This window comes from Bradyrhizobium commune, from assembly GCF_015624505.1.
In the GTDB taxonomy this organism is placed as follows: Bacteria; Pseudomonadota; Alphaproteobacteria; order Rhizobiales; family Xanthobacteraceae; genus Bradyrhizobium; species Bradyrhizobium commune.
The window spans coordinates 6,470,933-6,487,004 of sequence record NZ_CP061379.1 but is presented as its reverse complement, the minus strand read 5'-3'; the positions used below and the strand labels follow the sequence as shown (position 1 = coordinate 6,487,004).

Genomic DNA, 16,072 nt, shown 5'->3' with positions numbered 1-16,072 from the left:
CGTTTCGCCGTGAATCTCGACCAGATGGCTGGCGAGCTCGGCGCATTGATTGCGGATGTCGGGGATCGCGACGATCTCCCAGTACGCCGAACGTGTCAGCGGCCCCACCGCGTACAGCCGGCGGGACGGTGCCCCTCGCGATCGATCAGGGCGCCATCGAATCCGACATCAATGCCGATGCGCAAGGAATCGATCCGCCCAAGGCCCTGAGCGAACAGGCTGCGGAGCGCCGGATTCGTCGTGACGCTGGGATCCCGTACGATCCCGCTGCAATCGACGATCGCTGCGACATCAAGGCTGTCCGCCTGGTTCCTGCCGCGTCTGCGATAGAGGACCCGCGCGCCATTGGTGAGCGGAATGATGTCGATGATTTTGGCCGCGATGAGGCTTAACCGGTCATCCGTAATCGCGGTGGTGATCCTTTCCTCGACCTCAGGCGCCATCCGGTGCCGGTGGACCTCCCACCAGGCGCGCGCGTGCTCGAGAAAGCGCTGCCTTGAGCGTGGCGGAAGCTCGCGCCAGAGACGCTGGGTGAAGGGCCGCATTCCGTCAATGACGCTGCGCCAGTCGCCACCTTCAGCGCGATGGGTCTCGACGCGATCACGTAGCCAACGCAGCAATCGGCTGGCGCTGGCCCCAAAAGGGATCTCCGCATCATCGATGTGCAGCGGCTCGACGCGGCGGTGCGCTCTCGACAGCAGCCCGCGGCGCGACATGGCGATGATCGGTCCGCTATGGCCTTCGCGCAATCGCGACAGCACGAAGTCGACCATGGTGAGGCCGGTGCCGAGAATCAGGAGCGGCGAGTCCCCGGCGATGCCGTCATTGGCGTGCGGCGCCCAAGGGTCAGCATAGCAGGCGAGTGGCGCGTGACGGGACTCGTGACCTGTCGCAAGAATGGCGATGTCGCCGGACAGCCGTGTGCCATTCGCAAGCCGGATCATGACGCCCGTCCGGCCTTCGCTGATCGCGACACATTCGTCGTTTACCAGGGTGAGGCCGCGCGATCCCGGCTCGCGTTCGATCAGCGGCTGGATCAAGCTCTCGATGTAATCGCCAAAGACCCGCCGCGGGACGAAGCAGTAGGGGTCAGCACCGCAAAGGTCGCGCGCGGCAAGCCAGCGCACGAAATGATCTGGATCCTCGGGCAGGGCGCTCATATTGCCTGCCCGCACATTGAGCAGGTGATCGGGATTGCCGGTGTGATAGGCGAGGCCGCGGCCGATCTCGGATCGCCGCTCGATCAGCGTGACGCGGAAGACCGTGCTGCCCTGGCGCAAGAGCTGATAGGCAAGCAGTACGCCGCTGGCGCCACCGCCGATGACAATCGCGTGCCGGCTGGCCATGCGCTGCCTCCCTGTTTTGGATCAGCATACTCAAATGGGCGACCGCGGGCCTTTTCGTTGTGCATTCGTGTCTTTGGAAATTCATGCCAGCGGAAAGCACTGAAGCAGGCGGAATGTTTCGCGACGAATCGAATGCTCCGTTTCTGTTCCAAGCGGTCAGGCGATCGCCTCAACGGATCTTGAGAACACGCTTTCCGGACGGTCCAAGCCGTAATGATCACGCAGCGTCCTGCCGATGTAGTCGTGGCGGAACAGGCCACGTTTGCGCAGAATCGGTACGACCTGTCCGGCGAAGAGATCGAAGCCGCCGGGCAGGAAGGGCGGCATGACGTTGAAGCCATCGGCGGCACCGTTCTCGAACCAAGTCTGGATGTTGTCGGCGATCTTCTCCGGGGGGCCGGCGATGACCCAATGGCCGCGCGCGCCGGCAAGGCGCTGCACGAGCTGGCGGATCGTCGGCTTCTCGCGGTCGACGATGTCGACCACGAGCTTGAGGCGGCTGGCGACGCCGCGCGCGCCGCTGGTGTCGATCAGATGACGCGGAAAGGGGCCATCGAGATCGAAGCCGGTGAGATCGAGCCCGGTCATCTGGCGGAGCTGGGTCAGCGAGAATTCCGGTTGGATCAACGCGTTGAACTCCTCCTGGAGCCTGTCGGCCTCGACCTGCGTGCTGGCGATGAACGGCGAGATACCGGGCAGGATCTTGATCTGGTCGGGACTACGGTCGAAACCGCGCGTCTGACGCTTGATGTCGGCATAAAACTCCTGCGCGCTCGCCAGCGTCTGGTGCGCAGTAAAGATAGCTTCGGCAAAGCGCGCGGCAAATGCGCGTCCGTCCTCGGACGAGCCCGCCTGGACATAGACCGGCCGGCCCTGCGGCGGCCGCGAGACATTGAGCGGACCGCGCACACGAAAATGCTTTCCGATGTGGTCGATCGCGTGGATCTTGCTCGTGTCCGCGAAAATGCCCGAGACGGGATCGTTGACCAGCGCGTCGTCTTCCCAACTGTCCCATAGCCTCGTGATAACATCGAGATATTCGCGCGCCCGTTCATAGCGTTCGTGATGCGGCGGATGCTCGGGCAGGCCGAAGTTCTGGGCGGCTTGCGGCGAGCTCGTCGTCACGATATTCCAACCCGCACGTCCCCTACTGATGTGATCGAGCGAGGCGAACAGCCGCGCGAGATTGTAGGGCTCGGTGTAGGTCGTCGATGCCGTCGCGATCAGCCCGATGCGTTTGGTGGCGGACGCGATTGCGGTGAGCAGGGTGATTGGCTCCAACCGGAACCGCTGGGCGTAGCGGACATTGTCCGCCAGCGCCGGACCGTCGGCGAAGAACACCGCGTCGAACTTGTGCGCTTCGGCGGGTTGAGCCAGCTCCTGATAGTAGGTGACGTCGAGGATGCGGTCCGTCGTCGAAGCCTTGTGACGCCAGGCCGCCTCGTGATGGCCGTCCGGATAGATGAAGAAATTCAGGGAAAGTTGCCGTTTGCTCATGGCCTGGCTCGCAAATGTCTAGCGTTGTCGGGTGTCGTCGCGCTCGTTGTTTCGCTCGACTCTATGTCGGCGATCGCAAAGCTGTCGATGAAATGAATTTGCGTTGTTGCGAGCAAAGCAAGCATGAAGCGTGTGAATGCGTCATTGATCGGAGACGAGTGCGTTCGTCTCGATGAGGAAGGCCGGCGAGTTGAGTTGTTTCGAGCGCCGATCGACGCGATTGCGCCCGCTGTCAGGCATACAAAGCGTTCGCGTAGACTGTCATCATCGCAAATATTCCGGTCTCTGCGTGACCAACGAAGCGATCATTGCGCCCCGCGCCAAACAAAGCTGGTTTCGTTTCATTGACTGGATCGCGATCGCTTTTACGATCTGCAAGGTACAAGCGAGGTCGTTCACCATGCGGCAATCAGATCCACTCGTCGTTCGCGAAGCAGCCCGGCAGAGTTCGGCTCTGTGCGCGCCGTGCTGCACTGAGGCGATGGCGGAGAGCTGTACCGCCGGCCGGTGCGCGGCGCACGATCTAGCCGCCACCGGACCCCCTAGCGGTCCACCAGGACCGAAAGCCAAGACATTACCCATCATGCACCGCCGCCGGCGTGGCCGGCGCATGGCGGAGCCTTGTCCAGACCACCACAGGGAAGACCACGAACATGAGCAATACGACCACCACCGACAATGTCATTCCGCGTGCCGACATCATTAAGCGCGCGGCGCGGCTTGGCGCCGAGGTCAGGAACGTCAAGCTGTCGGGCAACCTGTCTGATGAAGTCATTCGGGCCATCAACAAAGTTCTGCTCGAGCACAAGGTGATCTTCTTTCGCAATCAGGGACATCTCGACGATGCCGAGCAGGAGCGCTTCGCCGTCCGGCTCGGAAAACTGGTGCCGCATCCGACGGTCGGAGCGACCAAGGGCACCTCGTCGATCCTGGAGCTGGACTCGGACCGCGGCGGCGGCCGCGCCGACCAGTGGCACACGGACGTCACCTTCGTCGACGCCTATCCGAAAATATCGGTGCTGCGGGGCGTGGTGATCCCGCCTTTCGGCGGCGACACCGTGTGGTCGAACACGGCCGCGGCCTATCTCGATCTGCCGGCGCCGCTGCGCAAGCTCGCCGAGGAGCTCTGGGCGGTCCACAGCAACGCTTATGACTACGCTGTCAAGACGCGCGCGTCGGAGGCGGACCGCAAGCACTTCGACGAAGTGTTTACCGGCACGACCTACGAAACCGAGCATCCGGTGGTGCGGGTCCATCCCGAGACCGGCGAGCGCACGCTCGTGCTCGGCAATTTCGTGCAGCGCTTCGTGGGCCTGCCGAAATACGACGGCCAAAAGCTGTTCGACCTGTTCCAGTCCCACATCACCGCGCCGGAAAACACCGTGCGCTGGACCTGGCAGGCCGGTGACGTCGCGATCTGGGACAATCGCGCGACCCAGCACTACGCGGTCAACGATTACGGCGATCAACACCGCGTCGTCCGCCGCGCCACCATCGATGGCGAGGTGCCGCTCAGCGTCGACGGGCGCCGCAGCGTGACCCGCATCAAGGCGCCGAAACCGCAGTCGGCCAAGGCCGCTTGATCCCGCTTCACAGACAGGATTTACCAGAATGAACTCGATGGTTCGATTTGTTCGCGCGCGGCAGCATGCCGCTCGCAAGGCGGCGCGGCTGCTGCTTGCCGGCGTATTGGCGCTCGGCCTCGCGGCTCCCGCCTTCGCCGAGCCGCCGCTCGACAAGACCGAGATCCGCTATCAGGGCTGGGCCGGGCAGGTGACGTTTATCGAGCTCGCCGACGACCTCGGCTATCTCGCACCGCTGAAGCTGAAATGGGTCGGCAATACGATCAGCGGCCCGCAGGACATCCAGACCGTGGTGACCGGCGACATCGATATCGGTGGCGCCTTCTATGGCGCGATCCTGAAACTGATCGCGGCGCGCGCGCCGATAAAGGCCGTGGTCGGCTACTACGGCTCGGACGCCAACACCTATTACGGCTACTACGTAAAGGACGACAGCCCGATCAAGACGGCGCGCGACCTGATCGGAAAGAAGGTCGCCGTCAATACGCTGGGTGCGCATCTGGAGTTCGTGCTGCGCGAATATCTCGCCCGCAACGGTCTCTCCGCAAGCGAGGCCAAGCAGGTGACGCTTGTGGCGATCCCGCCGGTGAGCGGCGAACAGGCGCTGCGCCAGGGCCAGGTCGAGGTGAGCGCGCTCAGCGGCGTGCTGCGGGACAAGGCGCTCGATCGCGGCGGCATCCACTCGCTGTTCAACGACACCGACCTGTTTGGTCAGTTCACCGGCGGCTCCTATGTGCTGCGCGACAAGTTCATCAAGGACAATCCGGAAGCGTCGCGCAGGCTGATTGAAGGTATCTCGCGCGCGATTGCCTGGGCGCAGACGACACCGGCAGAAGAGGTGCGAGCGCGCTTCGATAGAATCATCACTGAGCGAAAGCGCAATGAGGATGCCTCCTCGATCAAGTACTGGAAGAGCACCGGCGTTGCGACCAAGGGCGGCGTGATCTCGAACGCCGAAATCCAGGTGTGGATCGACTGGCTGGAAAAGGATGGCCTGTTCAAGCCCGGCCAGATCAAGGCCTCCGATACCTATACCAACGCGTTCAATTATTTCCGCCCCGGCAAGACGGCGGAGGCGCAATGAGCCCGGTCAAGATCAGCTTTGAGCGCGTCCGCAAGGAATTCGTGACGCGCAGCGAGGGAAGCGGTCCCGCGGACCGCTTCACCGCCCTGGAGGATATAACGCTGGACGTCGGCGCCGGCGAGTTCCTGGCCCTGGTCGGCCCTAGCGGCTGCGGGAAATCGACGCTCCTTGACCTCCTGGGTGGACTCTCCACGCCGACCAGCGGCCGCATCCTGCTCGACGGACGGCCGATCACGGGGCCCGGCCGCGACCGCGGCATCGTGTTCCAGCAATACGCGCTGTTTCCCTGGCGCACCGCCGCGGAAAATGTCGAGTTCGGGCTCGACATCGCCGGGCTGAACGCAAAGCAACGGCGCGAGATCGCGCGGCATTTCCTCGATCTCGTCGGCCTGTCCGGTTTTGCCAACCGCTATCCGCACGAATTGTCCGGCGGCATGAAGCAGCGCGTCGCGATCGCGCGCAGCCTCGCTTACGACCCTGAGGTGCTGTTGATGGACGAGCCGTTTGCCGCGCTCGACGCACAAACCCGCGAGACGCTGCAAGGCGAGCTGTTGCGGATCTGGCGCGCCACCGGCAAAACCATCGTCTTCATCACCCACGGCATCGACGAGGCCGTCGTGCTCGGCCAGCGCGTCGCGGTGATGACCTCGCGCCCGGGCCGGATTAAGCAGGTGATCGAGATTCCAGCCGCACTGCGCAGCGAGGCTGACGATGTGCGCTCGCTGCCGGAGTTCGGCCATGTCAGGCACCAGCTCTGGAGCCTGCTCCGCGATGAGGTGCAGAAAGCGCAGCAGGGACAATTGAGCGGCGACCTGAGCGCGCGGCCTGTGAATCGGGACGTGAAGGAGGTGGCCCATGTCTAGTCTGGAGACACTGGCGCTGTTGGAACTGGCGCAGGGGCGTCCCAAGTCCATATCCGGCGCAGATCGCCGATCGTTACCGATCGTCGGCAGTGTTCGTGCGGCCGCGCACCGGCTTGCCGCGTTCGGGCTTCGCTCGCTGGTGCTCATCGCGTTGCTGGCGGTGTGGGAGGCCGCCCCGCGGCTCGGCTTGATCGATCCGGTGTTTCTGCCGCCGATCTCGGATGTGATTGCTGCGGGCTGGCAGCTTTCCCAAACCGGCGAGCTCTATGACGACGTCTCGGCGAGCCTGCTGCGCGCATTGAGCGGATTCCTGATCTCGGTTGCATTGAGTGTCCCGCTTGGCCTCGCCGTCGGCTGGTATGCCCGACTGGCCAATCTCCTGAACCAGATCATCGAGATCTGCCGCAACACCGCGCCGCTGGCACTGCTGCCGGTGTTCATCCTGTTGCTCGGCATCGGGGAGATGTCGAAGATCACCATGGTGATCTATAGCTGCGCCTGGCCGCTGTTGCTCAACACCATCGCCGCGGTGAAGCAAGTCGATCCGCTCCTGATCAAGTCGGCGCGGACAATGGGAGCGACGCCGCAGCAATTATTCCGGAAGGTGATCCTGCCGGCGGCACTCCCGACAATCTTCGTTGGCATTCGCCTCGCCAGCGCCTCGGCTATGCTGGTGCTTGTCGCTTCCGAAATGGTCGGGGCCAAGGCCGGGCTCGGCTATCTCATCATTAACAGCCAATACAGCTTCCTGATCCCGCAAATGTATTTCGGCATTCTGAGTATCACGGTGATCGGGCTGGCGCTCAACGCCGTGCTCGAAGCGCTGGAGCGGCGCTTCATGCGCTGGAAGGCACAGGTGGCGGCATGAGCGCAGACCGATTGTTCGAACGGGAGACGTGATCAATGACGAACCAAATCAACCGCGCCGAGCGCAGGGCCGCACCAAGCGGATCCGTCGAATATGACGCCGACGTGCTGGTGCTCGGCGGCGGGCCCGCGGGCACCTGGGCCGCGGTCAGCGCGGCCGAGCGTGGCGCGCGCGTCGTGCTCGCCGACAAAGGCTTTTGCGGCACTTCGGGCGCCACGGCGGCGGCGGGCACCGGCGTCTGGTACGTCGATCCGGTGCCGGCGGAGCGCGAGGCCGCCATGGCCGGTCGCGAGAAGCTCGGCGGCTTCTTGCAGGATCGCCGCTGGATGGCGCGTGTGCTCGATCTCACCTATCAGCAGAGCAATCGCCTCGCGGACTGGGGTTATCCCTATCCGGATGATGAGCACGGCATATCGCAGCGCAACTCGCTGCAAGGCCCCGAATATATGCGGTTGATGCGCAAGCGGACCAAGCAGGCGGGCGTCACCATCCTAGATCACAGCCCGGCGCTCGAATTGCTGGTGGATGAGGACGGCGCTGCTGCGGGGGCGAGCGGCGTGCGCCGCCAGAAGCAGGATCACTGGACGGTGCGCGCGAGAGCCGTCGTAATCGCGACCGGCGGCTGCGCGTTCCTGAGCAAGACCTTGGGATCGAACGTGCTCACCGGCGATGGCTATCTGATGGCCGCGGAAATAGGTGCCGAGTTCAGCAGCATGGAATTTTCCAATCCGTATGCTATCTCGCCGGCGTTCGGTTCGGTGACCAAAACGCTGTTCTACGGCTGGGCTACTTTCACTTATGACGATGGCAGCGTCGTGCCCGGTGCGGCGTCCAAGGGCGGGCGATCGGCGATCGCCCGCGCGCTGCTCGAGGGGCCGGTCTATGCGCGGCTCGACAAGGCCGATGAGGACGTGCAGCGGCACATGCGCACGGCGCAACCGAATTTCTTCCTGCCGTTCGACCGCACCGGCATCGATCCGTTCAGAGATCGCTTCCCAGTGACGTTGCGGCTCGAAGGCACCGTGCGCGGCACCGGCGGCCTTCGCATTGTCGACGACTGCTGCGCCACCAGTGTACCGGGTCTCTATGCCGCGGGCGACGCGGCGACGCGCGAACTGATCTGCGGCGGCTTCACCGGCGGCGGCAGCCACAACGCCGCCTGGGCGATGTCGTCGGGGACGCTCGCGGGGCAGGGCGCCGCTGCCTACGCGAGGCAGGCCGGTACGGCCGCCGGGCGAACGCTGTCGTCTATGGGAACCATTGGCTTTCGCAGTCGCTCGCGGCGCGCGTTTGATCCGGCCGCGCTGGCGAGGGCTGTCCAGGACGAGGTCTTCCCGTATGAGCTGAACTATTTCCGCGACGCTTCGCGGCTCGATGGCGCGCTGCGGCGGCTTGACGCCTCGTGGCGTGACGTGTCCGATGCCGATGCGGCCGACACGTCCGAGGTGTTGCGCGCCCGTGAAAGCGCGGCGATGCTGGCGACAGCGCGCTGGATGTACCGCAGCGCGCTGGCGCGTCAGGAAAGCCGCGGAATGCATCGGCGCGACGATTTCCCCGATCTGGATCACCGGCAGCGTCACTATGTGACGACGGGCGGACTTGACGAGGTCTGGACCTCGGTCCGGCCTCATCCTGAGGCAGCTTACGCGGAGGCGGCGGAATGATCGAGGTTATCGATACAGAGCGTTGCACGTCCTGCGACATCTGCGTCAACGTGTGCCCGACCAACGTGTTCGACAAGACCGACGGCATTCCGGTGATCGCCCGCCAGGGCGATTGCCAGACCTGCTTCCTCTGCGAACTCTATTGCCCGGAAGACGCGCTCTACGTCTCGCCTTTCGCGGATGAGACCCGTCCAGTCGACCTCGCAGCGCTCAAGCAAGCGGACACGATGGGCAGCTATCGCCGCGCCGTCGGCTGGACCGAGGAGACCCGCGATCTCCGCGGCGTCGACCAAAGCTACTTGCTTTTCGGTCGTTAGGTTGACGCTCGCCACCTAAAATATGAATAAAATAAGCAAGTTATATCGTCATCAAACCGGAATCGAATGTCGGTATCGGTGGTTGCGCCTCCGGGATTTGAACCTACAGGGACTCCGGGATCAAACTTGCCCATGATGGATTGGAGTGAGAGTTAAATATTTTCAATAGTTTAAGAGGCGGCGTGTGCACCGGGAGATCCAAAAGAATCTATTGACGGCAAATCTGAGCAGTCGGTCCGAGGCGTGAAGCGGACGTTCGGGCTCGACGCAGTCAAACTTGATAAGAGCAACGCATCCAGCTGCGACCGAGAATCTGATCTCGTGCGCTACTACAGAGAGCTGGCTTCGTGCTGGCGATGGTGCAGGGAAACTGCCGTTACCACGACCGCGAAATCGACGGTTCATGTGGGGGGAAGACCGACTTGGTCGTCCCTCGAACGCAGCTGCTACGGGGTTTTTGAGAAATAACCATTTGCTTCAAGGCCGAGACTGTTCGGGAACCCCCGCCAAGCACGATGCCATCACGCAGATACGACATGGCGACTCCGAGGGATTGGTGAGGCCCCCTTGGATCAATCCAGCCTCGATGGGAGGCCTCGGAGTGTCGCGGTGGCGCGCGCTAAGCGTTCAACCCCCTCTGTCAGAGCTTCCAGAGATGTCGCGATTGACAGCCTGAAGTAAGGTGAGAGTCCGTAGGCCGCGCCAGCGACCAGCGCCACGCCGAAGGTGTCGAGGAAGTAAAGCACCACATCGTTGTCAGTCTCGATCCGCTTGCCATCCTCCGTGGTCTTGCCGATCAGGCCGGCGCAATTCACGAACAGGTAGAATGCGCCGTCTGGCGCCTGGCAGCTCAGACCGGGGATTGCGTTCAGGAGCGGCAGGATGGCGTCGCGCCGCTGCTTGTAGATGGCGACGCTCTCCACGATGAAGGACTGATCACCGTTGAGCGCGGCGGTTGCCGCCGCCTGGCTCACCGCGCAGCAGGTTCCCGCGGACTGCGACAACAACGTATCAAGCGCGCCGATCAGAGTCCGCGGGCCGGCAACCCAGCCGATACGCCAGCCGGTCATGGCATAGGTCTTGGACACGCCGTTGATGGCGAGGGTACGGTCGCGCAGTTCGGGCGCGGCGTTCAGGAGATGCGGAGTCGGCTTGCCGTCGAAACGAATGTGCTCGTAGATGTCGTCAGTCATGACCATGACGTGCGGATGCTTGACGAGCACGTCCGCGAGCGCGCGGTACTCGGCAGCGGTATAGCTGGCGCCGGTCGGATTGCTCGGCGAGTTGATCAGCAGCCAGCGCGTTTTCGGCGTGATAGCTTCTTCCAGCTGCCCCGGCGACAGCTTGAAGCCATGGTTCTCGCCGCAGCTGATCGTCACCGGCGTGCCGTCGCAAGCCAGCACCATGTCCGGATAGGACACCCAGTAGGGCGCCGGAATGATGACCTCGTCACCGACATCGACGGTCGCTGCGAGCGCGCTGTAGATCGCGCTCTTGGCGCCGTTGGTCACGATGATCTCGTCGACGCCGTAGCTCAGCGCGTTCTCGCGCTTGAGCTTGGCTGCGATCGCCTCCCGCAATTCCTGCGTTCCCCGCATCGAGGTGTAGCGGGTCGCGCCATGGTCCATCGCGTATGCGGCCGCCTTGCGGATGTGGGCCGGCGTGTCGAAATCCGGCTCGCCGACCACTAGACTCACGATCTGCTTGCCCTGTCGCCGCAGCTCGTTGGCCCGATCGGCGGCAACAGTGCTGGGTGACGGCTTGATGCGTCTGATGCGCCCTGCGGGGTTGTAGGAGTTCACGGCAGGCATCCCTTGATGTCAGGCTGAAGTCGAAAGGTCTAATCCTCCGCGGAGGCCGTGGCCAAGATGACTTCGGTCTCCCTCGATAAGAACCTCTTATGGCTGGCGCAGAAATCGACTAGAGTTCGGGGTTCGGTGGATACGTTCGGCGGAACGGGAGAAGCGACGTGAACTTGAGGCGCCTGCAATACTTCGTGAAGATTGTCGACATCGGCAGTCTGACGCAGGCCGCCGACATTCTTCACGTGGCGCAGCCGGCGCTCAGCCAGCAATTGGCGACGTTGGAGGGCGAGGTACGTCAGCAGCTATTATTGCGCACCAAGCGCGGTGTGGTGCCAACCGAAGCCGGTAAGGTTCTCTACCGGCATGCCCAGCTCATCTTGCGGCAATGGGACCAGGCCAACGCCGACATGAAGGCGGCGGGGCAGGGCTTGTCCGGCGCCGTGTCAGTCGGGCTCGCGCCGGGAACGGCTGCCGCGCGCCTGGCGTTGCCGCTTCTGCGCACTGCGCGGGCGCGTCACCCCGGCATCCTGCTCTATCTGAACGAGACCTATGGCAGCACGCTGTCGGAGCTCGTGATGAATGGACGGATGGATATTGCAGTGCTCTATGGCGGCCAGACCACCGTGCATGGATTGACGTTCCTTCCGCTGTTCAAGGAACAACTGTATTTGGTGGGCCCCGACAGCATGGTCGCGTCCCCCAGCGATTTGCCGTTGCGTACGATCGCTGATCTGGATCTCTACCTCCCGCGGCCCTACAACGTCGTGCGAAAAATGGTGAACGAGGCATTCGCGGGACTCGGGATGACGCCTCGCGTGGTTGCGGAAATCGAATCGGCCGGAACGTTGTCGGCCGTCATTGCCAGCGGTCTTGGCGCAACGATCCTGCCGGAATCCATGGCGCGTGAGGTCGCCAGTTCCTCCAACGCCTGGCTGTCTCGCATCGTCGAACCGACTATTGAGGCCCCGTTGGCGCTCTGCCAGTCGGATCATTTGCCGCTGTCCGAGCCCGCTTCGGCGATCAAGGAAATCCTCCTGGAACTCGTCGCGAGCCTGTCGTAACACGATCCGCGCGTGTGGCGCGGATGCGAGCCCCGGGACATAAGCACCCCTTATCGGGTCAAATACATTCCGTCTTGGTGTGCGTTCGCTTCGCGCGCTAGCCTTTATTCATGTTTGATACTCATGACTGCGATCGGTAGGCGCCGATGGACCTGGCGCAGATCAAGGCGTTCATTGACGCAATGGCGTCGTCCGATCTCGCCGAACTCGAGGCGAGCAAGGACGGATGGACGCTCCGGCTGGTACGCAATGGCGTGCGGAGCCATTCCGTACCCCCGGTTGCGGCTCCCGATCGATCGCCGTCTCGTCCGAACACGTCGATAGAAACGCCCGTGGCAGCAGCGCCGGAGATCTGCGCGCCGCTTTCCGGCATCGTCTATCTGTGCCCCGGACCGGATCAGCCGCCCTATGTCGAGGTTGGTCAGGCGATCCAGGCCGGCATGGCGATCTGTGTCATCGAGGCGATGAAGACGTTCATCGAAGTCCGCGCCGAACGGGACGGGATCCTCGAAGCGATCCTTGTCGCTCCCGGAACCCTCGTCGAGGCAGGTCAGCCGCTGATGCGCACCGTCTGAGGTAACCATGTTCGAGTCCGTTCTGATCGCCAACCGCGGTGAGATTGCGCTTCGTATCCAGCGAGCGTGTCGGAGCCTCGGCCTGCGCACCATCGTGGTCTATTCCGAGGCCGATCGTGATGCGCCCTATGTCGAACGCGCGGATGTCGCGGTCTGCATCGGTCCACCCGCGGCAACGCATAGCTATCTCGATCAGGCCGCCATCTTGCTCGCGGCCAACGCGACGGGTGCTGAAGCTGTTCACCCCGGATATGGATTTCTGGCCGAGAACGCCCTGTTCGCCGAGCGCGTCGTCGAAGCCGGCCTGACGTTCATCGGCCCTTCCGCCGCCTGCATTCGAACCATGGGCGACAAGGTCGCCGCCAAGAAGGCGATGCGCGCGGCGGGCGTGCCCTGCGTTCCCGGCCCCGATGCAACCTTGCCGGATGATCCCGAGGCCGTTCGTCGCCTCGCTCATGAGATCGGCTATCCCGTCATCGTCAAAGCCGCAGGCGGAGGTGGCGGGCGAGGGATGCGGATCGTCACCGAGGAGGCCGCGCTGCTCGATGCGCTCGCCGTCACGCGTGAGGAAGCGCGACGCGCCTTCGACAACGGTGAAGTCTATATCGAAAAATTTCTAACCCATCCCCGGCACGTTGAAATCCAGGTGCTCGCCGATGGGCATGGTCAGGCGCTTTGGCTTGGCAGCCGGGATTGCTCGCTCCAGCGCCGTCACCAGAAGGTCATCGAGGAGGCGCCCGCGCCGGGAATCGCGGATGCGCTCGTCGCCGAGATCGGCGAGCGCTGCGCGCGGGCCTGCCAGCAGATCGAGTACCAGGGGCTCGGCACCTTCGAATTCCTGTTCGAAGACGGTGCATTCTATTTCATCGAAATGAACACGCGGCTGCAGGTCGAGCATCCCGTCACCGAGATGACGGCCGGGATCGACATCGTCCAGCAGCAGATCCGCGTCGCGCGCGGGGAGCGGCTTACCTTGACGCAAGCGGATATTCGCTGCCGTGGGCATGCCTTCGAGTGCCGGATCAATGCCGAGAACCCGAATACCTTCGCGCCGTCGCCGGGCCGCATCACCGGCTGGGAGCTGCCAGGCGGCTACGGCGTGCGCGTCGACAGCCACGCCGGGGCCGGCTACACGGTCTCGCCGCACTACGATTCCATGATCGCAAAGCTGATCGTCCATGGCGATAATCGTGCTGATGCGCTGGCGCGGCTGCGGCTCGCGCTCGATGAAATGAGCGTCTCGGGGATCTCGACCAATTTGCCGCTGCATCGCCGCATCGCCTTGGACCCGGCATTCAGCTCCGGGGCGGTTGACATCCACTATCTCGAACGCCGCCTGCGCGAGGGAGCACCTCACGCATGAGCGCCGATGAGCCCCGGATCAGTCTTCTTGGAACGAGCGCCTTGTTGTTCGATGCGCCCGGTCCGACGGAGCTCGACACGCAGCGGCGGATCTGGGCGCTGGCCGAGGAGGCCGGGCAATGGCCTGAAATTCGCGAGGCCGTGCCGGGCATGAACAACGTCATGCTCAGCTTCGTGCGTCCCCCCAGCTCGCTCACATCGATTGAAGCGAGGTTACGGTCGGCCTGGGCCAGCGCCTCGGCGCTCAAGCTGGAAGGCCGGCTGATCGAGCTGCCGGTGGTCTATGGCGGCGAGGGCGGGCCGCATGTCGCCGACGTCGTTGCGCATACGGGGTTGAGCCTCGACGACATCGCCGAAATCCACAGTGCGCCGATCTATCACGTCTACGCGCTCGGCAGTCATCCCGGCTATTGCTATCTCGGTGGCATGGACCAGCGGATCGCGACGCCGCGCCGCAAGATCCCCACGCTGAGGATTCCGGGAGGCGCGGTCTCAATCGGCGGCGGTCAGACCGGCGTGTCTGCATCGCCCGGGCCGAGCGGCTGGAATACGATCGGCAGCACCGAGATGCGTTTCTTTGACCCGGCCAGCGACCCGCCGGCGCTGCTGCGTCCCGGTGACAGCATCCGCTTTCGCATCGCGGCGGTGATCCGATGATTGAGGTCATCGCCACCGGCGGACTTGCGACGATTCAGGATCTTGGCCGCAGGGGCGCGCTCAAATGGGGCGTCGGTACCTCGGGCGCCATGGATGACCTTGCAGTCGCGGCCGGCAACATCCTGCTCGGCAATCCCGATGACGCGGCGGTGATCGAGATCCAGATTTTTCCGTTTCGGATCCGCTTCCAGGAGGACACGACGTTCGCCGTGACGGGAGCAGATTGCGACGCGAGGCTCGATGATCTGGCGATCCTGCCTTGGTGCGCGCATGATGCCCGCGCCGGACAGGTGCTTCAACCCGGACTTCCCAGACGCGACGGTTGGGCAGCGAGCCGCGCCTATCTTTGCCTTGCCGGCGGCGTCGATGTGCCGTCGGTGCTGGGGTCGCGCAGCACGCAGTTGCGTGGTGAATTTGGTGGTTTCGAAGGACGCGCCCTTCGCACAGGCGACAAGATTGCAACCGGACCGTTTCGAGCAGCGAGTGCACGCGTGGGCCTTAATCCGCCAGCGTTGGCGATGCCGCTGATGGTGGATGGCCTGCCGGCCGTACGGGTGCTTCGCGCTGCCGAGTACGAGGCCTATACGCCGCAGGCTCAGGCAAGTCTGTGGAGCGAGCCATGGCGGATTTCGCCGCAAAGCGATCGCTACGGGTTTCGGCTCGAGGGCACCCCATTGATGCCGAAGGCGCCGCTCGAATTGCGTTCGCACGGCATCGTGCCGGGGGTGATCCAGGTGCCGCATGGCGGTCAGCCCATCGTGCAGATGCGCGATGCCCAGCCGTCCGGGGGCTATCCCAAGATCGGAACCGTTATCGAGGCCGACTTGTGGCGCCTCGGGCAGACGCCGATTGGCGGCCGCGTTCGCTTTGTCGAGGTGACTTGGGATGACGCTGTCGCGGCCCAGGATGCGAACGAGCGCTGGCTTGCCGAAGCGCGTCGCCTCGTTGGTCTTTTCCGTGCACGGCGGGGAGGGCAATGATGCCGTTCCCGCATGTTGACCAACTCTCGTCATGGCTTGCCGAAGCGGGCATCGACTACCTTGAACTGAGCGGGCCTGACCGCCAGCTACGCCTTGGGTGCGCCATCCAGCAAGAGCTTCAGGTGAAGACGACGGACGGCGCGAGGGCAGTCGCTCACACCGTCGCCGTGCGGGCGCCGATGGTGGGGACCCTGCTGCATAGCCATCCGATGCGGCGCGTTCCGCTCGCGCCCTGTGGAAGTCTGGTTCGCGCCGGCCAGGCGGTCGCGCTATTGCAAGTTGGCGCGCTGCTGGTTCCGATCGATGCGCCCTGTGACGGGGTCGTCGTGGAGGTGGTAGCAGAGGAGGGCGCGCTCGTCGGGTTTGGCGCCGAGATCGCCCGACTTTCAGACATCGCGAGCGAGGCTTGA

At 63.9% G+C, this 16,072-nt stretch carries 15 protein-coding genes; 12 read left to right on the top strand and 3 right to left on the bottom strand.

What is annotated here, in order from left to right:
* Positions 1–95: 95 nt before the first annotated feature.
* Both IC761_RS30400 and IC761_RS30395 read right to left on the bottom strand, forming a co-directional pair.
* Positions 96–1,346, bottom strand: coding sequence for an FAD/NAD(P)-binding protein (locus IC761_RS30400; protein ID WP_368367078.1), 1,251 nt, complete (start codon positions 1,344–1,346; stop codon positions 96–98).
* A 156-nt stretch (positions 1,347–1,502) separates the two neighbouring features.
* Positions 1,503–2,843, bottom strand: a complete 1,341-nt coding sequence (locus tag IC761_RS30395) for an LLM class flavin-dependent oxidoreductase (protein ID WP_195800332.1) — start codon at positions 2,841–2,843, stop codon at positions 1,503–1,505.
* 653 nt (positions 2,844–3,496) lie between these two features.
* Between IC761_RS30395 and IC761_RS30390 the strand changes: the two genes are divergently transcribed.
* From IC761_RS30390 to IC761_RS30365, 6 genes are read left to right on the top strand one after another with little or no spacing between them, the layout of a single operon-like run.
* Positions 3,497–4,426: a TauD/TfdA dioxygenase family protein gene (locus IC761_RS30390; protein ID WP_195800331.1), complete on the top strand. Its 930-nt coding sequence runs from the start codon at positions 3,497–3,499 to the stop codon at positions 4,424–4,426.
* 37 nt (positions 4,427–4,463) lie between these two features.
* Positions 4,464–5,510 carry an ABC transporter substrate-binding protein gene (locus IC761_RS30385; RefSeq protein ID WP_246791374.1) on the top strand — a complete coding sequence of 349 codons (1,047 nt, stop codon included), beginning with the start codon at positions 4,464–4,466 and terminating at the stop codon, positions 5,508–5,510.
* A complete protein-coding gene (locus IC761_RS30380; protein ID WP_195800329.1) occupies positions 5,507–6,373 on the top strand; it encodes an ABC transporter ATP-binding protein in 867 nt (288 codons plus the stop codon). Before IC761_RS30385 ends, IC761_RS30380 begins: the two co-directional genes overlap by 4 nt.
* Positions 6,366–7,241, top strand: coding sequence for an ABC transporter permease (locus tag IC761_RS30375; protein ID WP_195800328.1), 876 nt, complete (start codon positions 6,366–6,368; stop codon positions 7,239–7,241). Before IC761_RS30380 ends, IC761_RS30375 begins: the two co-directional genes overlap by 8 nt.
* Positions 7,242–7,276: 35 nt before the next feature.
* Positions 7,277–8,905, top strand: a complete 1,629-nt coding sequence (locus tag IC761_RS30370; protein WP_195800327.1) for an FAD-dependent oxidoreductase — start codon at positions 7,277–7,279, stop codon at positions 8,903–8,905.
* Positions 8,902–9,222, top strand: coding sequence for a 4Fe-4S dicluster domain-containing protein (locus IC761_RS30365; protein ID WP_195800326.1), 321 nt, complete (start codon positions 8,902–8,904; stop codon positions 9,220–9,222). Before IC761_RS30370 ends, IC761_RS30365 begins: the two co-directional genes overlap by 4 nt.
* A 572-nt stretch (positions 9,223–9,794) precedes the next feature.
* Here the strand turns inward: IC761_RS30365 and IC761_RS30360 are convergent.
* Positions 9,795–11,024 carry an aspartate transaminase gene (locus IC761_RS30360; protein WP_210338499.1) on the bottom strand — a complete coding sequence of 410 codons (1,230 nt, stop codon included), beginning with the start codon at positions 11,022–11,024 and terminating at the stop codon, positions 9,795–9,797.
* Positions 11,025–11,191: 167 nt separating this feature from the next.
* Here IC761_RS30360 and nac point away from each other — a divergent pair, with 167 nt between their 5' ends.
* The 6 genes from nac to IC761_RS30330 all read left to right on the top strand — a co-directional run bounded on the left by nac (position 11,192) and on the right by IC761_RS30330 (position 16,072).
* A complete protein-coding gene (gene nac, locus IC761_RS30355) occupies positions 11,192–12,088 on the top strand; it encodes a nitrogen assimilation transcriptional regulator NAC (protein WP_195800324.1) in 897 nt (298 codons plus the stop codon).
* Between the two features lie 146 nt (positions 12,089–12,234).
* A complete protein-coding gene (locus IC761_RS30350; RefSeq protein ID WP_195800323.1) occupies positions 12,235–12,663 on the top strand; it encodes an acetyl-CoA carboxylase biotin carboxyl carrier protein in 429 nt (142 codons plus the stop codon).
* A 7-nt stretch (positions 12,664–12,670) separates the two neighbouring features.
* The gene (gene accC, locus IC761_RS30345; RefSeq protein WP_195800322.1) at positions 12,671–14,026 is read left to right on the top strand and encodes an acetyl-CoA carboxylase biotin carboxylase subunit; all 1,356 of its coding nucleotides are present in this window, start codon (positions 12,671–12,673) and stop codon (positions 14,024–14,026) included.
* Complete coding sequence (gene pxpB / locus IC761_RS30340) at positions 14,023–14,682, top strand: 5-oxoprolinase subunit PxpB (protein ID WP_195800321.1); 660 nt, start codon at positions 14,023–14,025, stop codon at positions 14,680–14,682. The genes accC and pxpB overlap by 4 nt, the downstream gene beginning before the upstream one ends.
* The gene (locus IC761_RS30335; protein WP_195800320.1) at positions 14,679–15,662 is read left to right on the top strand and encodes a 5-oxoprolinase subunit C family protein; all 984 of its coding nucleotides are present in this window, start codon (positions 14,679–14,681) and stop codon (positions 15,660–15,662) included. Before pxpB ends, IC761_RS30335 begins: the two co-directional genes overlap by 4 nt.
* A complete protein-coding gene (locus IC761_RS30330; RefSeq protein ID WP_195800319.1) occupies positions 15,659–16,072 on the top strand; it encodes a biotin/lipoyl-containing protein in 414 nt (137 codons plus the stop codon). The genes IC761_RS30335 and IC761_RS30330 overlap by 4 nt, the downstream gene beginning before the upstream one ends.